General features: G+C 53.3%; 21 protein-coding genes and 1 riboswitch. Of the genes, 5 read left to right on the top strand and 16 right to left on the bottom strand.

The annotated features are described in order from the left end of the window. Positions 1-7: 7 nt before the first annotated feature. The 13 genes from NST84_RS29290 to NST84_RS29350 form a co-directional block, all read right to left on the bottom strand. Complete coding sequence (locus NST84_RS29290) at positions 8-1567, bottom strand: hypothetical protein (protein WP_342563518.1); 1560 nt, start codon at positions 1565-1567, stop codon at positions 8-10. After that, positions 1564-3099: a hypothetical protein gene (locus NST84_RS29295; RefSeq protein WP_342563519.1), complete on the bottom strand. Its 1536-nt coding sequence runs from the start codon at positions 3097-3099 to the stop codon at positions 1564-1566. The genes NST84_RS29290 and NST84_RS29295 overlap by 4 nt, the downstream gene beginning before the upstream one ends. Positions 3100-3117: 18 nt before the next feature. Beyond that, positions 3118-4269 (bottom strand): hypothetical protein, encoded by a 1152-nt coding sequence (locus NST84_RS29300; protein ID WP_342563520.1) that lies wholly within the window; start codon positions 4267-4269, stop codon positions 3118-3120. A 214-nt stretch (positions 4270-4483) separates the two neighbouring features. Continuing rightward, positions 4484-5497 (bottom strand): ion channel, encoded by a 1014-nt coding sequence (locus tag NST84_RS29305; protein ID WP_342563521.1) that lies wholly within the window; start codon positions 5495-5497, stop codon positions 4484-4486. 78 nt (positions 5498-5575) lie between these two features. After that, positions 5576-5968, bottom strand: coding sequence for a DUF350 domain-containing protein (locus NST84_RS29310; RefSeq protein ID WP_342563522.1), 393 nt, complete (start codon positions 5966-5968; stop codon positions 5576-5578). Then, entirely contained in the window at positions 5965-6570 is a 606-nt protein-coding gene (locus NST84_RS29315; protein WP_342566553.1) for a signal peptide protein, read from the bottom strand. The genes NST84_RS29310 and NST84_RS29315 overlap by 4 nt, the downstream gene beginning before the upstream one ends. Before the next feature lie 49 nt (positions 6571-6619). Then, positions 6620-7837: a glutathionylspermidine synthase family protein gene (locus NST84_RS29320; RefSeq protein WP_342563523.1), complete on the bottom strand. Its 1218-nt coding sequence runs from the start codon at positions 7835-7837 to the stop codon at positions 6620-6622. Continuing rightward, positions 7834-8568 carry a hypothetical protein gene (locus NST84_RS29325; protein ID WP_342563524.1) on the bottom strand — a complete coding sequence of 245 codons (735 nt, stop codon included), beginning with the start codon at positions 8566-8568 and terminating at the stop codon, positions 7834-7836. Before NST84_RS29325 ends, NST84_RS29320 begins: the two co-directional genes overlap by 4 nt. Before the next feature lie 29 nt (positions 8569-8597). Next, on the bottom strand, positions 8598-8804 hold the full coding sequence (locus tag NST84_RS29330; RefSeq protein ID WP_342563525.1) for a hypothetical protein: 207 nt from the start codon (positions 8802-8804) through the stop codon (positions 8598-8600). A gap of 187 nt (positions 8805-8991) precedes the next feature. Further along, the gene (locus NST84_RS29335; RefSeq protein ID WP_342563526.1) at positions 8992-10119 is read right to left on the bottom strand and encodes a response regulator; all 1128 of its coding nucleotides are present in this window, start codon (positions 10117-10119) and stop codon (positions 8992-8994) included. Between the two features lie 23 nt (positions 10120-10142). Beyond that, positions 10143-13232: an ATP-binding protein gene (locus NST84_RS29340; RefSeq protein WP_342563527.1), complete on the bottom strand. Its 3090-nt coding sequence runs from the start codon at positions 13230-13232 to the stop codon at positions 10143-10145. Positions 13233-13379: 147 nt separating this feature from the next. Then, complete coding sequence (locus tag NST84_RS29345; RefSeq protein ID WP_342563528.1) at positions 13380-14684, bottom strand: nucleobase:cation symporter-2 family protein; 1305 nt, start codon at positions 14682-14684, stop codon at positions 13380-13382. Then, positions 14678-15283, bottom strand: coding sequence for a xanthine phosphoribosyltransferase (locus tag NST84_RS29350; RefSeq protein WP_342563529.1), 606 nt, complete (start codon positions 15281-15283; stop codon positions 14678-14680). The genes NST84_RS29345 and NST84_RS29350 overlap by 7 nt, the downstream gene beginning before the upstream one ends. Positions 15284-15480: 197 nt before the next feature. Further along, a riboswitch (purine riboswitch) is annotated at positions 15481-15584 on the bottom strand. 471 nt (positions 15585-16055) lie between these two features. Here NST84_RS29350 and NST84_RS29355 point away from each other — a divergent pair. Beyond that, positions 16056-19787: a response regulator gene (locus NST84_RS29355; RefSeq protein WP_342563530.1), complete on the top strand. Its 3732-nt coding sequence runs from the start codon at positions 16056-16058 to the stop codon at positions 19785-19787. 53 nt (positions 19788-19840) lie between these two features. Continuing rightward, positions 19841-21016 carry an ATP-binding protein gene (locus NST84_RS29360; protein WP_342563531.1) on the top strand — a complete coding sequence of 392 codons (1176 nt, stop codon included), beginning with the start codon at positions 19841-19843 and terminating at the stop codon, positions 21014-21016. Positions 21017-21115: 99 nt separating this feature from the next. On the opposite strand, the gene NST84_RS29365 is transcribed toward NST84_RS29360, so the two are convergent. After that, on the bottom strand, positions 21116-21514 hold the full coding sequence (locus NST84_RS29365) for a winged helix-turn-helix transcriptional regulator (RefSeq protein WP_342563532.1): 399 nt from the start codon (positions 21512-21514) through the stop codon (positions 21116-21118). A 139-nt stretch (positions 21515-21653) separates the two neighbouring features. On the opposite strand from NST84_RS29365, the gene NST84_RS29370 reads away from it, so the two are divergent. Together NST84_RS29370 and NST84_RS29375 are read left to right on the top strand one after the other, a co-directional pair. Continuing rightward, positions 21654-22859, top strand: coding sequence for an MFS transporter (locus tag NST84_RS29370; protein ID WP_342563533.1), 1206 nt, complete (start codon positions 21654-21656; stop codon positions 22857-22859). Positions 22860-22909: 50 nt separating this feature from the next. Beyond that, a complete protein-coding gene (locus NST84_RS29375; protein WP_342563534.1) occupies positions 22910-23764 on the top strand; it encodes an aldo/keto reductase in 855 nt (284 codons plus the stop codon). On the opposite strand, the gene NST84_RS29380 is transcribed toward NST84_RS29375, so the two are convergent. After that, entirely contained in the window at positions 23761-24696 is a 936-nt protein-coding gene (locus NST84_RS29380; protein WP_342563535.1) for an AEC family transporter, read from the bottom strand. The genes NST84_RS29375 and NST84_RS29380 overlap by 4 nt on opposite strands. A 178-nt stretch (positions 24697-24874) precedes the next feature. After that, the gene (gene greA, locus NST84_RS29385) at positions 24875-25354 is read right to left on the bottom strand and encodes a transcription elongation factor GreA (RefSeq protein WP_342563536.1); all 480 of its coding nucleotides are present in this window, start codon (positions 25352-25354) and stop codon (positions 24875-24877) included. Between the two features lie 236 nt (positions 25355-25590). Here greA and NST84_RS29390 point away from each other — a divergent pair, with 236 nt between their 5' ends. Next, the gene (locus NST84_RS29390; RefSeq protein ID WP_342563537.1) at positions 25591-26679 is read left to right on the top strand and encodes an ATP-grasp domain-containing protein; all 1089 of its coding nucleotides are present in this window, start codon (positions 25591-25593) and stop codon (positions 26677-26679) included. Positions 26680-26689: the final 10 nt, after the last annotated feature.

Raw genomic sequence — 26689 nt, forward strand, 5'->3', positions numbered from 1 at the left:
CCAAGCTTTATTTCAAATATTTTCGGCGGTAGAGCCTGTAACCGACCGTAAGCAAGCCCCCGAAGAACAGCAGGGCGACAAATATGACTACGATAAAAAACTGGTTTTGCACACTGAACAGTCCTTTAAAGCTCTGGTACTGTTCCTCTTTGTATTGAAAATCACCGCTGACCGCCTCCGGAACATAATCCACATTGAGCGCTTCCCCATCTACTCTGAGCACTCCGTCCGCCGAGGTAATGGTGCTGCTATCCGTAGCCGTCTTGTGTGCAGCCTGTTTATAATCGGCAAAAGTAATCCAGTAGCCCTCCACCGTCTGCAGCAGGGTCGCCAGTCCGGCTTCATCTTCCGGAAGATCCATGGTTACAGCCGTATTCAGCGGCAGCTTAGGCATTGCCTTGCCTTCATGCGTAAGACCCGCCAGAAACTCGGGCGTCATGCTGTAGAGTGAGGACGGAAAGGCTGCGGATACATTGGTTTTCTCCATATGAATCACATTTTCGTCCGGAAACAGCACTACCGAGTCAAAAAACTTCATCCCTGCCGAGGAATACTCCTTATCATAGGTCCAGTAAAGGTCTGCACCCATGCCAAGCGGGGCAATGCCGTTCTCTGCCAGCAGGTTAATAAATCCGCTCATTTTATCGCCCAGTGTATGGTCATTGCTGTTAATGGAAGGCATCACAACCGGGGCATTGATGAGAATGCTGCCGTTCTTCGACTGCACTACCTTCAGCGCTTCAAGATAACGCTGCATGGCCGGGAAGTCTGTGTTGCTGAATACCGGCCGCACACTGGCGATGAACGGAATGCCGGCATCATACAGCCTGCCGGCCAGCTCCTCGAGCAGTGTGAGATCCGAGAACGGATAGATCTCTTTTATAACCAGATAAGGCTTACCTGGATCATCTGCCCTCAGCCAGTCCTTCAGCACATAAGCCATTGCCAGTGTACTGGCATTGCCGGCTTCCAGATAAGGAGCATAGGTAAAGCTGCCGGAGCTCACAGCATATGGCACCTTACGGCCGGTGCCAGGAAGCACCAGACTGCCGTAGGACTTCTCTGCAGTGCTCGCCGCAACATAAGGAACCTGCTGCAGCTTAAGACCCTGCACCCGGAAATCGCCGGTTGAAAGCCCGGCGCTCCCCTCCTCCACCAGTCCGGCTGACAGCTGCAATGCCTGCTGCAGTCTGTCCGGCGGATTATAGCCGATATGCAGGTATTGCCCCTGATACCGGGCAGCATCTGCTTCAAAGGCTTGGCTGACAGCCAGCTCAGGAGCGTTAATAACCGTTATGACATTGGTGAACTCCGCCATGGCCCCCTGCTCATAATGATCAAGCGAACCCACGGTCACTTGGACATGATAGGCGGCAAGCTGGTGCTCCAGCTCCGTCACATTGCCCTCCCGCGGAGTTCCTGCTGCCAGACTGTCATACAGCAGCAGCACTCCGGGCAGCCCGGCGGCTGACTGCAGCGCCGCCCCGTTGGCCGAGACGGCCGGCTGAAGCAGCAGGGCTAGTATTAGCAGCAGCGGCAACAGCGGTCCCGGTCTGCGTTTGCTCATGCACTGACGCCCTTCTGCACCTTCGGCATACGGGTAGCCATGCCGGCTGCCGGCTCGCGGCTGCCGGATACTCTGCGCCCGATCACACCGGATATGGCCAGAACCGAGACCAGGTCAAAGGCCAGAGTGAACAGGAACTCATGCTTCGAGATATCCGCATCGCCTGCTCCGATGATGGAGACCATAATGCCGGACAAGCCGACCGCCATACTGGCTGCAAGCAGCGCCATCCGCTGCATCCCCCGTGCATCCCGCGCCTTGAGTGCTGTAATGAAGGAAGGCGTGTACAGCCCGATTACCAGCACCATCCAGAGCAGGATGAACCCGAAGGTTTTGGGAGCCAGAGTTCCCTTCAGCAGACTGTAAAGGGCAAAAAAGTGGCTCTGGTCCCGGAACTCCTTTCCTGCAGACTCCTCGTAGTTACCCATGGCGGCAGGCTTGATCGAAAAAGCGCTTTGGGCAGCCACATCAAGAATCGAACTGAACTGGTCGGGATTGGTAAGATAATATTTCAGGATGGAGACAAATCCGTATTTACTGTAGAAATCCTGCTCCAGAATAGGCGAATTGACATCAACCGTTCCGTATTGCTCATAGTAAATATTGTTTTTCAAAATCGCATACTGTTCACTGATCCCGAAGGACTTCAGCGAGGTCTCCGGATTGGCTGAATCCTTCAGCACTCCCCTGGTCATCGCATGGTACTGGTTGATGTTAACGAACTCTTTCGAGATATTCAGATAGGTGCCGATTCCGGCAGCCAGCAGAAGCACCAGCGAGACCACCGTCAGTCCGCGGAAAATACGGTCTCTTCTTACCCAAAAGAGCATCACGCCAAGCACCGCCAGGATAATCCCTACAGGAGCATTCTGCTGCTTGGAGGTTGTCAGGAGCAGCCCGCTGATTACGAACAGCGCCAGCAAAAAATAATCGTTGTAACGTTTGCGGTACAGCAGCAGCCATGCGGCAAACACGTACATCATCATGATCAGCACAATACTTTCACTGTAAAAAGAATTGAAATAGGCAGTATATCCTGTATCGCCAAATACAAAAATGGCCAGGAGCGCGCACAGCATTCCCTGCTTGCGGGTCATACGGCACGTAATGGCTTCCACCAGCAGGTAAACAGCACCTACGTAGAGCAGGGTATAGATGGCGGCCTGGAACCGGATATCGAACACCGTGCTGCTGAACAGCAGCTTGTTCAAGCCGATGGCCAGCTTGATGAACAGGGACTGGGACGAGTCGAGCGTTGCCCCGTTTTCGTTATAGTACTGATAGATTCCAAATTGCTTCACAAAATAGCCGAAATACTGGCTGTCGTAATCCGGCTGGCTGAAATAAAGACCGTTGCTGTATATATTGCGGAAAAAGTCGCCGTTATCGGCCATCCCGATATAAGGAGCCGTGAACAGGGCGATCACCGTGATCAGCAGCACCCCGAAGGCGGCAACGAATGCGGGGGTGGACCGGAAGCCGGCAAGCATAACGCTCTGCCGCAATGTTGTTTTTACAGTGCTGTAGATCATGTAATTTCACCTTCATTATCATTCGTTATTGGGAGAGTAAGAATAAGCGAGAAGCGCCATGAGATTATCATAAGAGTATGCCTGTCCGGTTTTCATGTCTCCAAACCCGCCGTACAGCGGACTGGCCGGATCCGTAATTCTGAATTCATTCATCCGTGCTATGCTGTCCGTATAGAGTGCATCATCACCGGCTGCCGCACCGATCATGGCTGCCAGCGCATAGATGGCCGTGGAGCGTATATCATTCGCCGGCTGCCCGTCACGCGTATATTGCCCATACAGCGTCCCCGCTGCAACCTGCTCCTTGATAAAGCGGAGACTCTCCGGGTTCTGCCGGCCGGCTTCGGCCAGGTTCAGAATGCTGAGCAGGGACTCTACTGTATGGATACGCTCTGACTTATAGGCTCCTGATGCATAATCAAATCTCGTTTCATAGAAAGGAAAAGCATCAGACAGATATCCGCCCTCAATAATCTCGCTCATGTTATGCAACAAAATCCCCTTTGATTCGCTACTAATCGACAAATTTCGCAAGACATTTAGATTAATATAACACAAAGTTATAAACCCGTTGTTGTTGTGGTAATAATTGTCGTATATGTCAAACATATAGCCGTCTTTAACATTGTTGTTATAAAAATTCCGGGAGTAATATTCGGCTTCAGCTTTATATTCAGGATTTTCAAAAGCTTCGCCCGCCTCATATAAGGCGCCGATCATCCGCAGGTCATCCACAGCGGCATTAACTGTATACTGCTTCTCCAGTTTTGGGCTGTACCGGTAGCTGAAGCCGCCCTCCATGGCGAAAACCTGCTTGACGAGCGTCCACTCTTTGGCAAACCGTGCAGTATCACCGCTGCGGACAGCGCTCTGCATCATTAGTGAAGCTGATTCACTTAAGATTTCATGGCCGGTGGCCACTTCTGCCGACTGGTCCGTTTCCAGCAGATTTGTATATACGCCGTAAGGGCCGGTGAGCTTCTTGCTGATAAAACGATATAGTTCCTGCATCTCGGCAGCATTACCAGCTGGCGGCCCGGCTGGAGACGGTGACGGTGCATAAGAAGCCGCCGGACTTGCCGAAGGTACAGGCTCTGCCTGGTTACTGCATGCGGCCAGAATGGCCAGAAACAGCAGACAGGCCAGAATTGTGCTGCGTCCTCTATCCAAATTATCACTCCTTTAAAAAAGTGAATTTTTTGTCGATAACTATATTACGGTAATATAAGTCACAAAGTTAAAGTCTTTTCACATCATTTTGTGCCAAATTAATAAAATGATCCCTTTTTCCTAATGCTTTCCGGGATTATTTTTATCCCGGACACAAAAAGAGCTGCCAGCGGATTATTCCTAACCCGGGCAGCTCTTTTTGTGCCGTAAAATATTAACCTTTAATCCTGCGGTACGTTTCTTCATCGGCCACGACATACAGTCTGGCATCCGCCGGAATCGGCTGGTCCAGCTTGCGGTTGATCCCGAGATCACCGCGGTCGGACAGCAGGGTGGCCCCCTGCAGCAGCAGCGCCTGGAAGGCCTCGCCGTAGGTCCGCCAGCCTGCATCCAGCGGCACCTCGTAAATGTCATCGCCATGCTGGCGGCTGAGCAGCTGGCTGAGCACCTCGGAATTGCCTTCCTGCAGCGCTGATCTGACAGCCAGCCTGGAAACCGCATCATGCGAGAGGACGAATTCATTTACCTGGACATGCCGGAAATTTTTGATATTCTTTTCCTGCATAATCTCTACTGTAGTATGTACCTGCGGGGCAATCCGCTCAATGCTGGAGATGATCAGCAGCGATTTGCCGTCAACCAGTGAAGCCTCATCGATTCGGATGTCGCCGAACACAATCGCCGCTCTGGCCCTGCCGATCGAAGCCTTCATCAGAATCTCGTCGCTCGAGGCATCCCCGCTGATAAAATGCACCTGCTCCATCTGCTCCAGCGGATGCCGGCCGGACTCATCAATGATTACAATCCGGCACTTCGGCGCATAGCACAAAATTTCGTCAACGGCTGCCTGTGTTTTCCGGCTCCAGTTGATCAGCACCACATGATCCGCCCCATGAAAGCTCAAGGTTCCTTCTCCTCTCCTTCTCTGCATCTCTCCCATAGCCTCGACAACCTTGCCTATCACCAGACTCAAAAGACCGATGCCGAAGACATATAAGAAAATTGTAAATACCTTCCCCGCAGCCGTAGCAGCAAAAAAGTCACCATAGCCTACAGTGGCCATAGTCGTCATAACCCAGTAGAAAGCGTTGAACCAGCTGTTAAACGTCTCCGGCTCCAGGGCAAACGCAATCGTGGCACTCAGCACAACAAAGCATAGAATCATGATGGCGATCGTCTTCTTTTTCAGGGCAATCAGCTTACCGGATAATTTGAGGAGAAAATGCACCTGTGCGCCCCTCTTCCCTAGTTAATGTGGCTGCTGCCGGCAGACAAACGGCAGGCAGCCGCAGATTACGCAAAGCTGTTAAATAATGAGGCTGCTTACAGCAAACGACGTTCCGATGAACACCAGACAGAGCATGGTTCCTACAGCGGCATTGCCCTTCTGCAGCTGTTCGGATATCCTGAAGCCCGGAGTAAACAGCTCGAATATCCAGTAGGCGGCAATCAGACAGACATATCCGACCGCAAACCACAGCATCATATGCCAGATCGAAGTATTCGTATAGGCTGCTACACCCAGAATGATCGCAGTGGCCAGGAATTTCCCGCCCATTGCCAGTGCTACCGCTACGTTACCCTTCTTGATTTCTTCCATATCCTTAAATGGTGTCATCAGCGCAAAGACGACCATGCCAAGCACTTGCAGCAGAATAATCGTTAAGACACTTACAACCAGATTAATAACTATCGTCAATTCGCCCACCCCCGAAATTTCGCATAAGCCGAATCATAATCGGCAAAATCATGCACTTCCTCCAGCACTACCGATGCTGTTTTTGCTTTTTCTAATGCCGTGTAGCGCTCGTCGTCTATCGGCTGCTTGACCCGGTTGCCGGAGGGCAGCTCAAGGATCGCGAAGTTTCTCGTCTTCTCCTGGTACTTGGTTTTGTACACCCCTACAAGGTCAACATCGGTTGTAATCGATACCTTCAGATTCTTCAAGTCCTCTGTCGCGGTGTTCTGGTCCGGATAGGATTTAAGCGTGGTCCATTCAGACAAACGAACCTCGTTCTTCTGATCGGCAGTGGTAGTCATCTCTGCATCCATGAACTGCAGTGTCCAGATCTTATCGCCCGTAGCATAATTCTCATCATTAGGCAGCAGCTCATTATCCGGCAAAACCGTCATATCGCTGCCGACCAGATCCCCCACGGTACTCTCCACTACACGGTAATCCCAGGGCACACGCGATACACTGTCAGTAACCTCTGCTGAAGTACCGGTATGAAATACACTGTCCTCGCTGCTGGAGCAGGCGCCAAGCAGCAGCACAGCAGACAGCAGCATACCAAGCATCGCAGCCAGCCGGACTTTTGCCTTTCCTGCAGCCTGTCTCTGATTCCCTTTATTCCTGTTCAAGCTCACTCACTCCTAACGCAATAAAATGACTGGCATTGCCTGTAATCGGTCCGCCGGCCCGCCCCAGCAGCCCGCAGGGCTTCCCGTTAATCACGAACATGCCGGTCAGCAGATGCAGTTCGCCCTCCGCGGTGCGGATCCGGGCAAGCTCAGCCCTCTTCTGGTATACGGTCGGGAATAACACGCTGCTGTCAAAGCCTTCTTCGTCGGCAAGCTCCAGCTCGCCGCTGTCATCGAACAGGCGCACAGATCCGCCTTCGCGGCCAAATACCGATTTGGATACGAAGTTTCCCGAAAATACCGGCTTGTTGTAGGTCGGCAGAATATAGCGGGAGATGGACTCGCGCTCTTCTTCTGTATACAGCAGTCCCAGCTCATACATGCCCCACACGGCAGCAAGCAGGCCCTTTGACTGCAGCAGAATGCTGTGCGGTCCGTTAAACAGCTGCAGCCGTCCTGTCTCTACAGCATAGGCGAGTGCATCGCCGCCTTCATCCACTGCCATCCATTCCTTCGGGTACAAGGCAAACATCCGCTCAATACGCCGGTTCTCCCCGTCATACACATGGCCGTTATCAATCCACAAATCCAGACAGTCTACACACTTAATGTCCAGGCCGCTATGGCGTACAAGCGCCTCGATCGTCCCAGAATCCTCCTGGTGGGAGCCGTAGGCAACACAGGCAGCAGTGTCCGGGCGCTCAATCCCCCAGGCTGCAGCCAGCAGCTCCTTCATTTCACCGTTCGGACTGCCGACTCCGGCCTGTTCACAGATCCAGGGTGTCGCGATTGAGGCTTCCACATATCCCGTTGGCGTATCCGCGTTCAGCTCCAGCAGCTTAATTGTCCCGTCATCCGCTACGGCAAAATCAAACCGGGCATACCGGCTGATCAGCCCGGGCTCCGGCAGCGGTGTCTCATCCAGCATCTGCCACAGCACCGGCGGGATGCCGAGCAGCTCATATAAATCCTGTCTGCGGTGAACATAGCGCGCCGCCTTATCGAGAATCCCCCAGAGCTTCTCTGAAGCCCCGGCCAGTTCCCTGTAAGTTTCTGCAGTCATAACCGCAATGGCGTCCAGCCAGTATTCCTCTTCCTCAAGATCAGCCCAGGTAAAGCCCAGCTCATGCAGCTGCTCTACCCGCGGCGCACGCTCCAGTGCCGACTGGTCCAGCAATTGAAAGACACTGTTCTCCGGGCTCATCCGCCGAAACCGCTGCTTCTGCTTGAGCTTTTGGAGGATGAACTTTTGGAAGAGCCGGATTTGACCGATGAGCTGGACTTGCTGCTTGAGCTTGAGCCTGAGGAGGAGCCCAGTCCGCTTGATTTCCCGCCCACTCCGCCTGCAGAGGAGGAGCCTCTGCGGGTAATCGAGCCGGTCGATGACGTGGAGGTCTTCGGTTTAACTACAGAGCCGGTGACCTGCTTGTTCTGAAAGCTTCCGCTGTTATAGGTCGGCGGCCTGTAGGTCGTCCGGGTACCTCCATAATAAGTCGGCCGGTCATTGTACCAGCCCCTGGAGGAGTAATTGGACCCGCTGTTAAACAGCATGTGATACAGCAGTACATCATCCCAGCCGAAGCCGTTGCTGTAACCGCCGTAATTATTAATTACTGTTGTTCCGCCGGAAGAGACCGCCCCGGTTCCCTCCTGCACGGTCTCCTCGGTGTTCTCGTCCGGATAAGGAATATTCCAGTCTACATTTGCATCAAAATAAGCCTTCACCTCTTCGGTTGACCAGGATATCAGCTGCGGCTCCCCGCTGGTCCCGCCTCCGGTGGCGTGAACGCTCCCGGGAACGAACATCGCATTCGCCAGCAGGGCGATCCCCAGAGAGGTTGACAGGACACGCAGCGGTTTGCCTTCCGCGTTCAGCAGCTTGGGACTGCTGCTGTCCCTGACAGGCTCCTTTGCCTCTTTTTCATCATGCTCCACGATCTTTACCTCCTTTCTCTATAGTTGCCTTAACCCTCGGTGCGCATCGGAACCAGCAAAAGCTCCAGCTTCCCCTGATCCACATTCAGTCTGCCTTCAACCGCCTCGTATTCCCGGCTGCCGACCACAAGGTAATTGACATGCTCCAGGGCGGTAATCATGTTCATGCTCCATACCCTTTCCTCGATGACGCGCAGATCACCTTCGGGCAGCTTTTCAAATAAAATAACGCTCATTCCATTGTCCACTAAATGACACTTCCTTCCTGTTATCTATTACGCTTTTGATACGCTAATTTCCTCTTTTCGTTTCAGCCACGGAGGAACTGCCTGCAGATCAGGCAGGTAGAAAAAATAGCCGAACAGCAGCGCATATGGCAATGCGGGCAACTCAGCTATACGAAGCTCGGATCATAAGTTTTTGCTAAAAGACATTCTCTACCCAGCTGTCCATTATACTGCCCGGACCGATGCCCAGATCATTCTGCAGCAGGGCTTTATAATTATCGTAATGCTTGCGGAATCCGGGAAAATCACCAAGCTGGGCATAACTCCGCAGAACCAGCCGGCAGATATCCTCCGAATAGGGATCTACCTCCTGGAGCACAGACAGCCGGGCAAGCGCCTGCCGCGGACGATCGGTATCCAGCTCATATTCAGCCGAACGCAAGGACATCTCTATATAATTAACCTGCAGCTCCTTGCGTTTCGCCTCCGCCCAGTCGTAGTGATGCTCAGCCAGATAATCGCCGCGGTATAAAGCCAGAACCTCCTCGCGGTGCTGCCAGTCCTGTTCATCCTGCACAGCTCCGCCCTGCCAGCCCTGAACGAACCGCTCCACATCGAGCGGGGCATCTCCGGTGACCAGACGGTAGCGTTCCTGCGAGAATTCCACTGTGATCTCCATTCCCCAAGTCTTGAGCAGCTTGCGGATGTGATACACCGTCGTATGCAGATTGGTCACCGCCTTTTCCGGCTTGAAATCGGGCCAGACGAGATCAACGATGATATCCTTTAATACCCATTGCCCGCGGTAGTGCAGCATTAGCGCCAGCACCTCCTGCGCTTTGCTTGTTCTCCAGAGCGTTTTTCTGCCGGCATCATTCCTGTCCATGAACTCCAGCCGCTTGAAGCAGAGAATCCATGGGTTATCTACCGTTGCCCCGGCAGCAGGCTGCGGAACAAGCGGTTCTTCACGGCTCACCACCAGCCGTTCCAGTGTTTTGTTCAGCCGCTGCGCCGTGACCGGCTTCAGCAGGTAATCAGCGGCATTCAGCTCAAAAGCATCAATGGCATACTCACTATATGCTGTGATGTAGACGATCCGGATATTGCGGTCCGCCTGCATAATATGCTCAGCCGCCTCCAGACCGTTCATTTCCGGCATGCCGATGTCCAAAAAGACAATGTCAGCCTTTTCCTGCTCCAGATGCTGCAGACCCAGCCTTGCCGAGGTATATTTACCGGCTATCTGCAGCCGCCCGTCTTTGGTTAGCAGGCGCTCAAGATGCTGCAGCGCGGGTTTTTCATCATCTATTAATATTGCCTTCATAAGCAGGTTCACCTCTTGTCAGGTCATTCCAGGACCGGACCGGTCCGTGGAATAGTGTAGGAAATCCGGGTTCCGGCGCCGGGCTCGCTTTCGATTATCAGACCGGTGCCATAAATTTTGAGCAGCCGCCGCTGTATATTTCTCAGCCCGATTCCGCCTTCAGTGCGTTCCTCGGACAGAACCTCACTTATCCGCTCCCGGGACATGCCGATACCGTTATCCGATACCGACACCACCAGCCGGCCGGGCAGCAGAGAGACCGACAGCGTGAGCGTTCCGCCGGCTTCCTTTTGCATCAGCCCGTGGTTCACCGCGTTCTCCACAATCGGCTGAATGCTGAGCGGCGGAACCAGCTCACGGATCTGCTCCGGCAGATCAAACTCGATATTCAGCCGGTCATCAAATCTCGCCTTTTCCAGAGCCAGATAAGACCGGACCAGCTCAAGCTCCTTCTCAATCGGCACGGTCTGTCCGCGGTTCTGGAAGTCAAAGCTGCTGCGCAGATACATGCTGAGATCCAGCAGCAGATCCGTCGCCTTATCCGGGTCATCCGGACAGACCGAGATAATCGCATTAAGCGCGTTATACAAGAAATGCGGTTTGATCTGGGCCTGCAGAAAGGCGATTTCCGTCTCCACCGACTTGCGGATCAGCTTACGCATATCGAGCAGCGTCTGCACACGGGCCCTGAATTCTCTCAGCTGCACCGGCTGGATCAGATAGTCATTGGCCCCTGCATCAAAAATAGCCTGAAGGTCCTCCGCCCGGTTCCCTGCTGTCAGGACAAGAACCGGCAGCTCGGACAGGACGAACCGCTCGCGGATAGTCTGACACAGGACCAGTCCGGGCATTTCCGGTATAGCCCAATCCATAATAACAAGGTCGATATCAGGCTGCTCCTGCACAAACAGCAGCGCTTCCGGGCCGCTGGCAGCCGTGATCACCAGATGCCGCTCCAGCCGCAGGGCATTCGAGAGCACCTGCAGGTTAACCGGATCATTATCGACGATCAGGATTTTGCAGCAATCCGCATCCAGCAGCAGCTCCAGTTCATCTGTCTGCTGCTCGGAGGCTGCCGCCGTTTCCCAGCCGGTAGCCTCCAGGTACTCCTCACCAAGCAGTACTGCCCGTTCCTTCATCACCGGCAGGTTAAAGCGGAAGACCGTTCCCTGCCCGAGGTTAGACTCGCCTTCAATCTTTCCGCCGTTAAGCTCTACAAGCTTTTGGGTAATGCTGAGCCCCAGCCCGTTCTCACGGTACAGCTTCTGGGCTGAGGCCCCGTGGGGATCATAGGCATCAAAGATCGTCCGCAGCCGCTCCGGCGGCAGGCCCGATCCGTTATCAGCCACTTGAATAACCACATAATCCTCTTTAACCTCAGCTGATACAGTAATCACACCCTGCTGAGTATAATTTACAGCATTAGCCAGCAAATTGAACAGGATCTGCGCCAGCCGCTGTTCGTCCGTATGAAGCAGCGGCAGATTGTCCGGCAGTTCCAGGCGGAAGCTGAGCTTGGGGTTACCCGTAACATGACGGGTAACCTCCATTACAGACGAGGCGACACTCCGGAGATCAACTGCCTGGCGCTGCAGGAACAGTCCCCCGTGGTTCAGCTTGGCAAAGTCGGACATGTCATTGATCAGGGCGGACAGCCTTTTTCCGGTTGAAACCACCATGGACAGCTGCCCGTTCTGCTGGGCGTTCAATTTGCCTGCCGCCCCTTCGGACAGGGTCTGGGCGATATTGACGATTCCCTGCAAGGGGCTGCGCAGCTCGCGGGAGGTGGCAGCCATGAAATCATCCTTCAGCCCGTCCAGTGTCAGCAGCCTGCGGGACAGCTGCTCCACTTCAAGAAAAGAAGCAGCATATTGCCGGGTCATCTGAATAGCCTGAATTAAACCAAACAGAATGATTTCATAGGATAGCACATAATAATGAAAAGCCAGACTGCTGAAGCTGACAAGATAGAAGACGATAACTACACTAAGGCTTTCTATGCTGACCATCATCAGAAACATATTTTCGCGGCTCTGCAGTGTACCGGCGATCATGGAGTAAAGCACAAAGCTTAGAGCGACTACGCCCCAGGTGATCAATAGCCCTTCCAGGTAGCTGAAATACTGCGCCGGAATGAATATGGCAACCAGCAGCAGCACTGCAGTAATCGCTCTGGATGCCCTCATAACCGCCTGCGGCATCGGATAATTGATTGAATTGGCCACATAGCGAATCAGGTAATAATATACAAGTGTAGATGAGGCAAGCTGGAGCTTCAAAATAATCTCATAGGGCAGTCCGGGAAGGGCGGTCGCAATGAGCTTTTCGCCATGGGTCAGGATATATACCAGGGCAGCGAAGCTGAACAGACCCAGATACAGGGTTACTCCCCGGCTGGCTTTTACCTTGGAGAACATCAGCAGGAACAGGGCCAGGGCAAAAAATCCGAATATCGTTGCCCCGTCAACAAACAGGGCAAATTCCCGGTGTTTCATAATCGATTCCTGATTCCCGAGGATAATCGGCTGGATGATGCCGCCGGATGAATAGTTATAATTCGCTACCTGCACAATAATTTCCAGCCTGCTGCCGTCTACCGCGGCAAATCCCATATAAGGAATATTGTTGGATTTGCTCTCGGAAGAGGAGGGGGCTGGAAGGCCGCTGTTGCCAATCTCCTGTCCGTTCAGGAATATCCTGCTGGCCATCCGGATATTCAGGGCCCGCAGCCCGTATACGACCGACTCCCCGTCAGGTACTATGGCCTTCAGCCGGTAAGTAGCGTAGCCTTTGGCCTTACCGGTGCCCGTTTCGGACAGGTAAGTATTCCATTTATCCGGCACCTTGATCATGGTGGACACTGCCGGAGCAGTACGGCCTGCTGCAGGAGAATGGAAGTCACCCGGCGTAAGCAGCCGGTCCCTGTAAAACTCCCATTCCCCGTTCAGCTTCAGTTCCCCGCCCTTCCGGAAATCCCAGTTCCTCAGGTCGATCACGCCCTGCCTGGATACAGGCATATCCGGTGTAACCATTAAGCTCTGAAGGATGGAGAACAGCGGCGCCAGGCAGACCAGCAGCAGGCTGGCCAGCACACTAAGCCAGTACTTCCTCATATTGCCGGCTCCCTTCTATAAAAAAACTATACATTTTAATATTTCTAAAAATTATACATTGGAATCCTTTGGGTACAAAGAAAAAAACCGATTCCTATATTTCGGAATCGGCAGCCATTCTTATTATACTTTTAAATGTGGTAATTTTTATTTTATGTCCGGTGCTGCAGCCGGTGCTCCTGCTGCAGCATGATCCTGGGACTTGGACAGGAAAAGGTTCAGGACAATCGCTGTCAGGGACCCGGAAACAATTCCGTTCTGCAGCAGCATTCTCGCAAACTCCGGCAGCTGGTCGAACATGGAAGGCAGGACTGCCGAGCCGAGGCCGACAGCAATACTGCAGGCGGCGATCAGCAGGTTACCGTCCTTGCGCAGGTCCACCTCGGACAGTATCGACATGCCGGAAGCGGCGACAGAACCAAACATGACAATCATAGCGCCGCCGAGTACCGCATTAGGCACAACGGTTGTCAGCGCAGCCAGCTTGGGAAGAAGACCCAGCACGACCATAATCCCGCCTGCTGCAAAAATGACATTGCGTGTCTTGACCCGGGTCAGCGACAACAGCCCGACATTCTGAGAGAACGCCGTATAAGGGAAGGCGTTAAATAAGCCGCCCAGCATGATCGCAAGCCCTTCCGAGCGCAGCCCGTTCACAATCTGCCGGTCCTCTACCTTCTGGTCGGTAGCCTTACCCACGGCAAAATATACGCCGGTCGATTCTACCATTGATACGATATTAACGATGATCATTGTAAAGATTGCTGTCACACTGAACTGCGGCCAGCCAAAGTAGAACGGCTGGGCGATACTTACATAAGAAGCGGTGCCGACAGCAGAGAAATCAACGATTCCCATAAAATAGCCGATGGCTGTTCCGACAACCAGACCTACCAGTACGGACACGGAGCGCAGGAAGCCGGTCGCCAGCCGGTTGACCACAAGGATAACCAGCAGTGTAATGAGGGCCAGCAGCAGATTGCGCGGCTGTCCGAAATCGGGGCTGCCCTGTCCGCCGGCCACATTGTTCATGGCAACAGGGATAAGCGAGAGGCCGATGATGGTGACTACAGAGCCGGTGACTACTGTAGGGAAGAACTTAAGCAGCCTGCCGTACACAGGGGCGGCCAGTACAACAAACAGGCCGGATATAATGATTGCACCATAAGCGGTGGCGAGATTAGACCCTGAAGCGATGGCAATAATCGGGCTGACGGCAGTAAACGTACAGCCCAGCACGACGGGCAGCCCGCTTCCGAAGTACTTGCTGCCCATTACCTGGAGCAGAGTGGCCAGTCCGCAGGTGAACAGATCCGCTGCGATCAGATAGGCCATCTGTGCCGCGCTTAAGTTCAGCGCGCCTCCGACAACCAGCGGTACGATGACTGCTCCGGCGTACATCGCCAGTACATGCTGCAGTCCCAGGGCGAATACCTTTTGCTTGCTTAACATCCTGCACTCTCCTTAATCAGCTCTTCATTTGCGATAAAATGAACTTCTCCCGGGGCCATGGATGAGATTCTCGCCAGTGAATGCACTGCGATGCCTCTTTGCTCCAGCAGACCCCGCCCTTCCTGAAAGCTCTTCTCGATTACACAGCCTACACCCAGCAGCTGTGCGCCGGACTGCTCTACAATATCTGCCAGTCCGACCAGCGCTGCGCCGGTGGCAAGGAAATCATCAACAATCAGTACCTTGTCTTCCGGCCCCAGATATTTCTGGGAAATACTGATCAGGTAGTCTTCCTGACGGGTAAAGGAATGCACCGGTGCCGAATAGACGCTTTCGGACAATGTCACGGCTTTCTTTTTCTTGGCGTAAATAAAGGGAACCCGGAACGCAATGCCTGCAGCCATTGCAAACTGGATGCCGCTCGCTTCAACCGTCAATATTTTGGTAACCGGCAAATGGCCGAATACTTCCTTAAACTCCTGCCCGATCTGCAGGGCAAGCTGAGTATCGACCTGATGATTCAGAAACGAATCCACCTTCAGCACGGTATCCGAGAGAATCAGCCCCTCTTGTCTAATGCGTTCCTCTAAAACTTTCATAACGGCAGCTTCTCCCCTTCAATTGTTGTGGCAGCTGAATAGACGGCAGAAACAAAAAAAGGACAGATTCACTTGAGCGTTTCTCTCAAGTGAATCTGTCCTTCTGGGTTTTTGTCCCTAAGCGGTGTAACACATCAGCAGTGTCCGCATCGCTTGGACCAGCCTTCTTCACCGGTACGGCAGAAGAAGCGGAACCCTAGATGCGCTATTTCACTCATAGTCGGATAGTTACAGTGGTTATCCGGTAGAAACTTATGGGCCATATTCCCAAGATTATATGAGTTGTTATATGAATATCCGTATTTAAACCTTCGTATATCTTACACGCTCTGTACACTCCTTACAAGCCCCCTTTCTTGAAAATAACCGATTTATTTTGACAATTTTTCATGCAATTCATCCATTTTCATCCAACCTGCGGGCAGCCGTTGATTTATTGCCATGTTCCGCCCTGATTGCTCATGCTTTGCACAGCGGCGCATTGTTACCCGCACTCCGCTGGCAGGAGTCGGCCTGTTGGTATTCGTCATCAATAACCAGTATACTAATGCCGCCAATACTACACAGATTGCCAGCGGCGCAGGCCGCAGCTTTTCCGGACGGAAACTCGTCCGAAGACATTCCCGTTAAAGCAGATCATTCAGTTGTCATAAAAACGCAGAAAATCAGGCTAATTTTTGGCTAAACTGGCGGTTTACCTGTGTTTCCACTATCATCGCCTCTCTATAAAAAGTATAATTAGATAAACTAGCATAGAAGAAGGCGGGCGAGCATGAAAATAAAACAACAGATTTGGTTAGCAACTGTTACTTCTACACTGCTGCTCAGCAGTATGATCACTATAGCATTGATCTATCTTAAAGGAGCACCTCTATACCTGTTCTTAGCGACGGGCGTAGCAGGTGTTCTGCTCTGCATCTACCTTATGAACCATATTCAACGCAGTGTAACCCGGGGTATTGAGCAGATCCGATCCATATCCGAAGATATTGCCGGCAGCACACTGGATGCCTCGGGAATGACCACACGCAGTGATGAATTCGGGCAGCTGGCGCAGTCCTTTTACCGCCTGGGTGTTGATCTGCATGACAAAACAGCTGAAGAGCGGATTTTGCGCCTGAAGGCCGAGGAACAGGCCTGGATTAACACAGAGGTCTCCGAGATGGCGCTGCACCTGCAGGGATCCGTTCATCTGCAGAATGCAGCGCGCATCTTCATTTCAAGACTGGCCACCGCTGTCGGCGGAAGCTATGGCGCCATGTACATGCTGCAGTTTAACCGGCTGCAGTTCACGGCCGGCTATGCCTTTGATGAAGCTTCTGCAAACCGCGAACCGTTCGCGCTTGGCACAGGGCTGGTAGGACAATGTGCAGTAGACAAGCAGACGATTGTCTTGAACGATCTGCCGGATAATTATATAAGGGTTCACTCCGGACTGGGGGAGACACTCCCCTCCACACTGATTGTGTTTCCGCTTCTGTATGAGACAGAGGTTGTCGCTGTAATTGAGCTGGCCACCTTGAAGGAGCTCGGCAGTAAAGAACGGCAATTAATCGAGCGGACCGGCCAGAACATGGGCGTGCTGATTAACACCCTGGCCGATGTGGCCCGGATTGAGGAGCTGCTTAACCACACCCAGCTGCAGAAAGAGGAGCTGGAAGCCCAGACCGAAGAGCTTCAGGCGCAGACCCAGGAGCTGGAGGCCCAGACGGAGGAGCTGCGGGCGCAGACAGATGAACTGGCGACGTCCAACAGCAATCTGCAGCACCAGATGGATCTGACGGCACAGCAGAAGGCAGAGATTGAAACACAGGCCGATGAGCTGCTGGCTCAGACGGAAGAGCTCTCGGCTTCCAACCAGGATCTGCTGACACAGATGAGGCTGACAGCACGGCAGAAAGAAGAAATTGAAGCCCAGGCCGACGAACTGCTGGCCCAGACGGAGGAGCTTCAGGACCAGAAGGAAGAGCTCCAGGCACAGGCTGATGAGCTGCTGGAGCAGACCAGGGAGCTTCAGGATCAGAAGGAGCAGCTTCAAGCTCAGGCCCAGGAGCTTGAAGCACAGACAGAGGAACTCCTGGCACAGACGGAAGATCTGCGTGAGCAGATGGAAATTACAGCACGGCAGAAGTCAGAAATTGAAGCCCAGGCAGACGAGCTGCTCGCCCAGACGGAGGAGCTGGCCACCTCCAACAGCAATCTTCAGGATCAGATGAGGCTCACCTCACAGCAGAAAGAGGAGATCCAGAGTCAGGCAGACGAGCTGCTCGCCCAGACGAATGTGCTTCAGGACCAGAAGGAGCAGCTGGAAGCCCAGACCCAGGAGCTGTTCGCCCAGACCGAAGAGCTTGCTGTATCTAACAAGAGCCTGCTGCAGCAGATGGAGCTGACAGAACAGCAGAAAGAAGAAATCAGGGTGCAGGCGGAAGAGATCTTCATGGCTGCCCAGTATAAGTCGGAATTCCTTGCCAATGTATCTCATGAGCTGCGCACACCGCTGAACAGCCTGCTGATTCTGTCACAGATTCTGGCCGAGAACAAAGAAGGTAATCTCGGTGCCAAGCAATTAGAGTATGTGCACACTATCTTCTCGGCAGGTAAAGACCTGCTGCAGCTGATCGATGAAATTCTGGACCTGGCCAAGCTTGAGGTTGGTAAAATGACGCCTGTGCTCGAGCCCGTGCCGCTTCATGATATCAGCAGCCATCTGTACCGCCGGTTTGAGCAGCAGGCGAAGACCAAGCAGTTGCGCTTCGACGTACACTGTGACAGCAGACTGCCTGAGCATCTGCTGACCGACGGTCACAGGCTGCAGCAGATTCTGAACAATCTGCTCTCCAATGCCCTGAAGTTTACGCCTGAGCAAGGCTCGGTCTCCCTGTCAGTCCGGACAAGCGGCAACGAGATTGTCTTCGCTGTCAGCGATACAGGGATTGGTATCGCCTCCGCCAAGCTGGAGAGTATCTTCGAAGCCTTCCAGCAGGCGGACGGAACAACCAGCCGCAAATACGGCGGCACAGGCCTCGGCCTGACCATTTGCCGGGAGCTCGCCGGCCTGCTCGGCGGAAGAATCGAAGTCGATTCTGTTGAAGGCAAGGGAAGCACTTTCTCCCTGATTCTGCCTGCGGAGCTGCCTGATGATCTTACTTTGTCCCAGGCTGCTTCCACCTTTGCAGCAGCTGCCAATCAGGTATATGAGCCGGACAGAGATACTGCAGCTAAAGAGCATCCTTCATTCCGCGAATCCTTCGTTCCTGATATATCGATTTCCAATCCGAAGCTGCTGCAGTTTGCAGAGATGGATGATGACCGGAATAACCTTAAGAACGGTGATACCTTACTGCTGATCATTGAGGAGGATGCCGAATTTGCGGCGATCCTGCTTGATCTTGCCCGCAGCAGAGGCTTCAAGGCCATCGTGGCCTTCCAGGGCGACCAGGGCCTTGCCCTCGCCCATGCCTACAAGCCGGATGCCATCCTGCTCGACTTGCATCTGCCGGTGCTTGACGGCTGGGCCATTATCAGCCGGCTGAAGAGCCGGCCGGAGCTGCGTCATATTCCGGTCCATGTCATCTCCACCGCCGAAGAGAACCAGCAGAGTCTGGCGATGGGCGCCCTGTCCTTCTGGAAGAAACCGAGCGATGAGGCAGAGCTGGAAACAGCCTTCCTGCAGATTGAAACCTATATCCGCCGGCCGGTGAAGAGCCTGCTGATTGTGGAGGACAACCAGCTGCTGCGCAGCAGTCTGGTCGAATTCATTGCCCATCCGGATGTCCGGGTCGTGGCCGTCGGCACCGGGCGAGAAGCGCTTGAGCAGCTGAGCAGCCATCACTTTGACTGTATGGTGCTCGACCTTGGATTGTCCGATATCAGCGGCTTCGATCTGATGGAGCAGATCAAGACCAACCGCAAGCTGCAGACCTTGCCGGTTATCATCTATACCGGCAAGGATCTCAGCAAAACCGATGAGCAGCGCCTGAAGCACTACGCCGAGAGCATCGTGATCAAGAACGTGCGCTCGATGGAACGGCTGTACGACGAGACAGCACTGTACCTGCACCGCAGACATGCCGATCTCCCGCCGGACAAGCAGCAGCTGATCGAGAAGCTGCATAATCCGGAAGCGGCCTTTGCCGGCAAGCAGATTCTGCTGGTCGATGATGACATGCGTAATATTTTTGCGTTATCCAGTGTGCTTGAAGGGTATAATATGGAGATAAGCTTTGCCCAGAACGGTCTGGAGGCGCTGGCGCATCTGGAGCAGCATCCGGAAACCCAGCTTGTGTTCATGGACATTATGATGCCGGAAATGGACGGTTATGAGACGATGAAGCGGATCCGCGGGAATCCGGCCTATGATCATATCGTCATTATCGCCTTAACGGCCCGCGCGCTGGAGGAGGACCGGACCAAATGTCTGCAGGCCGGAGCCTCGGATTATATCTCCAAGCCAATCAACACTACCCAGCTGGTAACTGTATTGAAGGTATGGCTAATCCAATAGCTCTAGCTATCACCACATGTTATTTTTCATTCTATCTTGTCCCGGGAGGAACTATGGATTATCCAGTTAATATTTTGCTTGTAGACGATCGTCCTGATGAATTCCTCTCCATACAAGCCCTGCTTGCGGATAAGCCTTATCAGCTGGTACATGCCAATTCAGGGATGGATGCCCTGAAGCATCTGCTGGAACAGGAATTTGCATTAATTATTATGGATGTCCTGATGCCTGATATGAATGGTTTTGAGACGGCCAAGCGGATTAAGATGCGCAAAAAGTCAAAGGATATCCCCATTATCTTTCTGACCTCGCTCACCTCGGAGCTGGAGAACTATATGATGGCTTACACGGCCGGAGCGATTGATTTCCTGACCAAGCCGTTCCATCCTCTGGTGCTGAAGAGCAAGATTGACGGATTCGTCCGTATGTTTCAGACCCGCAGGGAGCTGCAGCTCAAAACGCAGGAGCTGGAGTCGGCCAATATCGTGCTTACCGAGCTGAAAGACACGGCTGAGGTGGCACTCCGGATCAAAAGCGGTTTCCTTGCCATGATGAGCCATGAGATCAGAACTCCGCTTAACGGGATTATTGCGATGTCAGATGTACTCCGGAGCTCCGATCTGTCCGCAGATGATCTGGAGATGGCGGAGATTATCCATACCAGCGGTCATGCGCTGCTCTCGGTAATCAATCATGTGCTGGATTTTACCAAGATTGAATCGGGTAAAATGGAGCTGGACTACGAGCTGTTTAACCTGCACTCCTGCCTGAAGGAAACGCTCGATCTGTTCAGAGCGCTGGCTATGGAACGCAGCCTGACCCTCGAATTGATTATTGACCCTAATATCCCCGCTCTGCTGGTCGGCGATTCCAACCGTCTGAGACAGGTGCTTAACAATCTGATCGGCAATGCCATCAAGTTCACTGCCAGCGGCAGTGTGAAGGCGAGCGCCCGGCTTAGACAGGAAATGGACGGCGTACTGCAGCTGGAGTTCATAGTTGAGGATACCGGCATAGGCATTCCTGACGATAAAATGAAGTACTTGTTCCAGCCCTTCACCCAGGTTGACGCAACCATCAACCGGAAATTCGGCGGGACAGGCCTCGGCTTGTCCATCTGCAAAATGCTCGTCGAATTGATGGGCGGCACCATCCATGCCAGATCAGGCATGGATCAAGGGGCGGCTTTTATATTCACCATCCAAGTCACGGAAGGCAGCCCCGATTAAGCTTTTCGTTTATTCCCGACAAAAAAACCGCAAGTCTCCGGCATCAGGAGCACCTGCGGTTTTTTTTAATGTTATGATCCAGCTAATCCGGCAAAAGAATTACAGCTGCTCTGTACCCGCCGGCTGAGCGTTCATTTTCTTATGGTTCAGCATATTGTCTTCCAGTACGGCGAACTTATCACCGTACTCTCTGATAATATGCCGCTCACCCCAGGCACAGAGCGAATCAAGAATGGCGCGCAGCGACTGCCCGTATTCACTAAGCTCGTATTCCACCTTGGGCGGTACCTGATTGTAGCTGATCCGGTTGACGATCCCGTCCTCCTCCAGCTCGCGGAGCTGCTGGGTTAGCATCTTTTGCGTAATATTCGGCATATGCCGCTTCAAATCGCTCGTCCGCAGCTTGCCATGGGTCAAATGGCAGAGGATGACGCATTTCCATTTGCCTCCGATTACCTCGAGTGTAGCCTCAACGGAAATATTATATTTTTTAGACATGAAGTCCTCCTATAAGTTTTATGTTATAGGTACTTTTTAGTACCTATAGTACTTTAAAGTACGTACTATCCACTATTGCCCGCGTGGTTCATAATAGCATTTACCGGCCGGTGATTACCATACTACAGGAGTGGAAAACATGTCCTTGAATCAAAAAAGAAGCACACTCGCGCTGCTGGCGCTGGCAATCAGCGCTTTTGCAATCGGAACAACCGAGTTTATCAGTGTCGGGCTGCTGCCGCTGATTGCTGATGACCTGCATATATCCGTAACGGCGGCCGGACTGACGGTCACCCTCTACGCGCTTGGCGTTACCTTCGGGGCGCCTGTACTGACTTCGCTGACAACAGCGGTCTCCCGCAAAACGCTCCTGCTGGCGCTGATGGTGCTGTTCATCATCGGCAACAGCCTTGCCGCCGCTGCCGGCGGCATTGCCCTGCTGCTGACAGCCCGGGTCATCTCCGCCTTATCCCACGGCCTGTTCATGTCGATCGCCTCGACGATCGCGGCAGATCTGGTGCCGGAGAACCGCAGGGCCAGCGCCATCTCCATTATGTTCACCGGCCTGACCGTCGCCACCGTAACCGGCGTACCGCTCGGCACCCTGCTGGGCCAGCACCTGGGCTGGAGGGCAGCCTTTATTGCGATCGCCGCTGTCGGCGTCGCCGCTCTGGCCGCCAACCTGCTGCTCATCCCATCCGGACTGCGCAAGGGTCAGCGTACACCTCTTAACGAGCAGATTAAGCTCGTGACGAACGGACGGCTGCTGCTGGCTTTTGCCATCACAGCCCTCGGATACGGCGGCACCTTCGCCGTCTTCACCTATCTGTCCCCGCTGCTGCATGAAATCAGCGGCTTCAAGGAGCAGACGGTTGCCGTGATTCTGCTTGTCTACGGCCTGGCGATTGCCGCGGGCAACGTAATCGGCGGCAAAGCGGCCAACCGCAAGCCGATGAATGCCCTGTTTTATATGTTCGCCCTGCAGGCGGCCATACTGCTGGTCCTGACATTCACCGCGCCGTTCAAGGCTCCGGCACTTATTACTATTATCTTCATGGGTCTGCTGGCCTTCATGAACGTACCCGGCCTGCAATCCTATGTCGTCATACTCGCCGACCGGTACGCTCCGGGGGCCAGAGACATTGCCTCTGCGGTAAATATTGCCGCCTTCAATGCCGGCATCGCCATCGGCGCCTACCTCGGCGGATTCGTCACAGAGCATCTGGGTTTGATTCATACAGCCTGGGTTGGTTCGGTTATGGTGCTGGGAGCGGTAATGCTTACCGCGCGCAGCCGTTCGCTTGAACGCAGCGATGAGCAGGTCCCCCGGCGGCAAACTGCATGATTCAGCAGCATCTACTATTATTATTCATTACATTACGGAGGTTATTTATAATGACACAGCATACAGCACAGCATTTACAGGATACAACCGAACTACAGGGAGGCGTTAAGATGCCTTGGCTCGGACTGGGCGTATTCCAGGTGGCCGATGGCGAAGAGCTCGTGCAGGCGGTAAAGTCGGCCATTGCCCATGGTTACCGGAGCATTGATACTGCAGCCATTTATCAGAATGAGCGTGGCGTAGGACAAGCTATTGCAGAGGCACTGGCGGAGAACGGGCTGCGGCGCGAAGAGCTCTTCATCACTTCCAAAGTGTGGAATTCCGATCTCGGCTATGAAGAGACGCTGGCCGCTTATGAGGCCAGCTTAGAAAGACTCGGCCTGGATTATCTGGATCTGTACCTGATCCACTGGCCGGTAAAGGACAAATACAAAGAAGCCTGGAGAGCGCTTGAAACGCTCTACAAGGCAGGCCGGGTCAAAGCGGTCGGAGTCAGCAATTTTCAGATTCACCATCTGGAGGAGCTGCTGAAGGATGCGGAAATCCGCCCGGCGGTTAATCAGGTCGAGCTGCATCCCTACCTGTCCCAGCAGGCGCTGAGAAGCTACTGCCGGGAGCAGAGCATTCAGATCGAGGCCTGGTCGCCGCTGATGCAGGGCGGGCTGCTTGATCAGCCTGACCTGCAGAGCATAGCTGCCAGAGCCGGCAAATCCGTGGCCCAGGTCATTCTCCGCTGGGACCTGCAGCACGGCATTGTAACGATTCCGAAGTCAACCAAGGAGCAGCGGATTACGGAGAACGCCGCGCTGTTTGACTTTGAGCTGAGTGCTGAAGATATGGCCGTTATTGACGGCCTGAACCGGGACCAGCGGGTTGGCCCGGACCCGGACAACTTTGATTTCTAAGGCTGGACACTGCCCACCGCTGTAATCAGCACAGGCAGCACCAGGAAAGAGGCCAGCGTGGTCCAGACAATGCAGCGCGATACCAGCGAAGGTGAGCTCCCGAACCGCTCGGCCAGCACGACTGAATTGACGGCCACCGGCATCGAGGCCAGGACGAGCAGCACCGAGAACAAGGGGCCTGAAATATTCAGCAGCAGCAGGACCAGCAGGGCAAGCAGCGGGGACAGCAGCAGCCGGACGGACAAGCCTGTCCAGAAGGCCAGCTGCACATTTCGTTCGGTATGGCCGGCTCTGACCCTGACCATCTGCGCACCGAGAATCGCCAGTACAACGGGCGAATACGCTCCTGCTACCATAGATACGCCTGAGGCCAGCTCATGCGGCAGCTGCAGGCCAAGTCCCCGCAGCAGCAGGGCAAGCAGCGCCGCATAGACGGCCGGCAGGGCGAATACGGATTTGACTGCGCTTTTTACATTAAACTGTGACCGGGCTGCAAAGTAGACGCCAATGGTATTCACAATAACCATCTGGACGATCACATAAACCGAGGCCTTGTCGAGCCCAAGCTGGCCGAAGGCCAGCAGGACAAGCGGCAGCCCGTAGTTGACACTGTTCGTAAAGGTGGAGATCAGAGTCAGCCCGGCTGCCTCCGGCGGTGCCAGCTTCAGCAGCTTGCCGAGCACAAGCGATACAAGCCATAGGAGCAGCAAATTTAGCAGCGCGAAGGCAATCGTCTGATATACATCGCCAAAGGATATTTCGGCATTAGCCAGCGTATCCAGAATAATCGCCGGGGTCAGAAAGTACAGATAAAGCGTCAGTAACGGCTTGGTGTCCAGATTTTTGTAGCGGGCCAGCAGCGCCCCTGCCGTAACGGGGATGGCCAGCGGCACAATAACCTCCACTAAAGTCGATAACACCTGCTGTATCACGGGACAGGACTCCTCTATTCGATAGTTAATCCCTACTATACCCCCGGATGCAGACAGCGTCTAAGATATGGAAACAATATGCTTAATAGACACTGCCTATGGAGAGACTAAATATCATAGGCGGGTGCTCACAAAAAACCCCTGTCCCCGGAAGCCGGGAAACAGGGGTTTTTGTCTATTAATCTGCTTTGATCTCCAGAAGCTCATATTGAATGACGCCCATTGGAGCATTAACACTGATGATGTCGCCTACCTTTTTGCCGAGCAGCTCTTTGCCCAGCGGGCTTTCGTACGAAATCTTGTTTTCCAGCACATCTGCCTCGGCCGGACCCACTACTCTGTATTCAATCTTCTCAGCGAATTCCACATCATTAAGAATAACAACGGTACCCACGCTCACTTTGCTCAGATCCATGCTGCTGGCATCGACAACCTGTGCTTTAATCAGCATTTTCTCCAGAATCATAATGCGGGTTTCCATGAAGGACTGGTCTTCCTTGGCCGAGTGATACTCACTGTTCTCCTTAAGGTCGCCGTAGCTGATCGCCAGCTTCAGGCGGGCGGCAAGCTCTTTACGTCCTGCTCCCTTGAGCTCTCTAAGCTCTTCCTCGAGCTTGGCCAAACCTTCCTTGGTCAAGAATACTTCTTCATTAGACATGTTCACAACTCCTATTTTTGCCTGCTTTATTGTATTCTACCCTATATTTCAGTTCTGTAAAAGGATTGACGAAAAGCAGCACAGCTGGTAGATTAGATTAAATTAATCACACGAATTGACTCGGAATTACATTTTAGCCAAAGGGGCTGGTCACCATTAACTTTGTTTTCTTTTCCCCTCATTTCCCTAAAAACAGTGCTGATTTCTGTATTCAGCTGCAGCGCCAGGGAGTGTTCGTGCTCGGGATCGGTGATGCCGAATATGATCATCTGGAGGATCGGCTGCAGCTTGCACTAACGGAATACTACAAGGTATCGGACCTCGAGAATTACGAAGAAATTCTGCGGGCCGTCGGCTATTTCACCCACAAATACGGCAAGATCGACCGGTTTGAGTCGCTGAATGAGTACTGGCTGGAGCAGGATGCCGCGATCCGGACTGATTTTAACATCTACGGCACCAAAAACGATTTCGTCCAGAACCTGAAGCAGAAATCTAAAATGAAGGAATTTTTCCGCAAAAGCGGGGTAAGCACGGTCCAGTTCTCCACCGGAACCACCCGTGAAAGCGTGGATGAGTTCATCCAAAGCGCCGGCTTCCCGCTCGTGGTCAAGCCTGACCTCGGCTCAGGGGCCAGCAACACCTATAAGATCAGTAACGAAGCTGAGCTGCAGCATTTTTTTGACACCAAGCCTGCGGAAGTTTCATTTATCATTGAGGAATTTATCGACGGGGTGATTCTCACCTATGACGGTCTGGTTGATCGAAATGGAGAGGTGCGGTTCGCCGTCAGCCATCTGTTTGAGAACAGCGTTATGGACGTCGTTAACACGGACAACCACCTGTACTACTTCTGCCTGAAGGACATCAGTCCGGAGGTTGAGGAGGCCGGGCGGAGCATTCTGAAGGCTTTTGACATCAGGGAGCGGTTCTTCCATATCGAGCTGTTCAAATCGAACAAGGATGGGCGGATCATTGCGCTTGAAGTGAATATGCGGCCGCCCGGTGCCTGGATGACGGATGCCATTAACTTTTCCTATGATGTTGACGTGTATAAGGAATGGGCGGGCATGGTGGCCCGTGATGAAGTCGGCGGCCCTTATGAAGGCAAATACTACACCGGCTATGCCAGCCGCAAGCAGCACAAGCACTACACCCACAGCCATGAAGACATATACCGGACCTACGGTGATAAGATCGTGAACTACGCCGAAATTGAAGAGGTGTTCAGCAGAGCGATGGGCAACAGCGCTTATCAGTTCCGCTCACCGGACCTTGTAACTGTCAGGGAAATCGTGAAGTATATACAACAAGAAGAAGGATAGGATGTGCTAA

The organism is Paenibacillus sp. FSL R7-0345, assembly GCF_038595055.1.
Lineage (GTDB): Bacteria > Bacillota > Bacilli > Paenibacillales > Paenibacillaceae > Paenibacillus_AQ.

What these genes read in the sequence shown, in the direction of transcription:
- NST84_RS29290 (WP_342563518.1), bottom strand. Translation starts at nt 1,567, where the DNA reads ATGAGCAAACGCAGACCGGGACCGCTGTTGCCGCTGCTGCTAATACTA.
- NST84_RS29295 (WP_342563519.1), bottom strand. Translation starts at nt 3,099, where the DNA reads ATGATCTACAGCACTGTAAAAACAACATTGCGGCAGAGCGTTATGCTT.
- NST84_RS29315 (WP_342566553.1), bottom strand. Translation starts at nt 6,570, where the DNA reads ATGCTTGGTATGCTGCTGTCTGCTGTGCTGCTGCTTGGCGCCTGCTCC.
- NST84_RS29320 (WP_342563523.1), bottom strand. Translation starts at nt 7,837, where the DNA reads ATGAGCCCGGAGAACAGTGTCTTTCAATTGCTGGACCAGTCGGCACTG.
- NST84_RS29330 (WP_342563525.1), bottom strand. Translation starts at nt 8,804, where the DNA reads ATGAGCGTTATTTTATTTGAAAAGCTGCCCGAAGGTGATCTGCGCGTC.
- NST84_RS29335 (WP_342563526.1), bottom strand. Translation starts at nt 10,119, where the DNA reads ATGAAGGCAATATTAATAGATGATGAAAAACCCGCGCTGCAGCATCTT.
- NST84_RS29340 (WP_342563527.1), bottom strand. Translation starts at nt 13,232, where the DNA reads ATGAGGAAGTACTGGCTTAGTGTGCTGGCCAGCCTGCTGCTGGTCTGC.
- NST84_RS29345 (WP_342563528.1), bottom strand. Translation starts at nt 14,684, where the DNA reads ATGTTAAGCAAGCAAAAGGTATTCGCCCTGGGACTGCAGCATGTACTG.
- NST84_RS29350 (WP_342563529.1), bottom strand. Translation starts at nt 15,283, where the DNA reads ATGAAAGTTTTAGAGGAACGCATTAGACAAGAGGGGCTGATTCTCTCG.
- NST84_RS29355 (WP_342563530.1), top strand. Translation starts at nt 16,056, where the DNA reads ATGAAAATAAAACAACAGATTTGGTTAGCAACTGTTACTTCTACACTG.
- NST84_RS29360 (WP_342563531.1), top strand. Translation starts at nt 19,841, where the DNA reads ATGGATTATCCAGTTAATATTTTGCTTGTAGACGATCGTCCTGATGAA.
- NST84_RS29365 (WP_342563532.1), bottom strand. Translation starts at nt 21,514, where the DNA reads ATGTCTAAAAAATATAATATTTCCGTTGAGGCTACACTCGAGGTAATC.
- NST84_RS29370 (WP_342563533.1), top strand. Translation starts at nt 21,654, where the DNA reads ATGTCCTTGAATCAAAAAAGAAGCACACTCGCGCTGCTGGCGCTGGCA.
- NST84_RS29375 (WP_342563534.1), top strand. Translation starts at nt 22,910, where the DNA reads ATGACACAGCATACAGCACAGCATTTACAGGATACAACCGAACTACAG.
- greA (WP_342563536.1), bottom strand. Translation starts at nt 25,354, where the DNA reads ATGTCTAATGAAGAAGTATTCTTGACCAAGGAAGGTTTGGCCAAGCTC.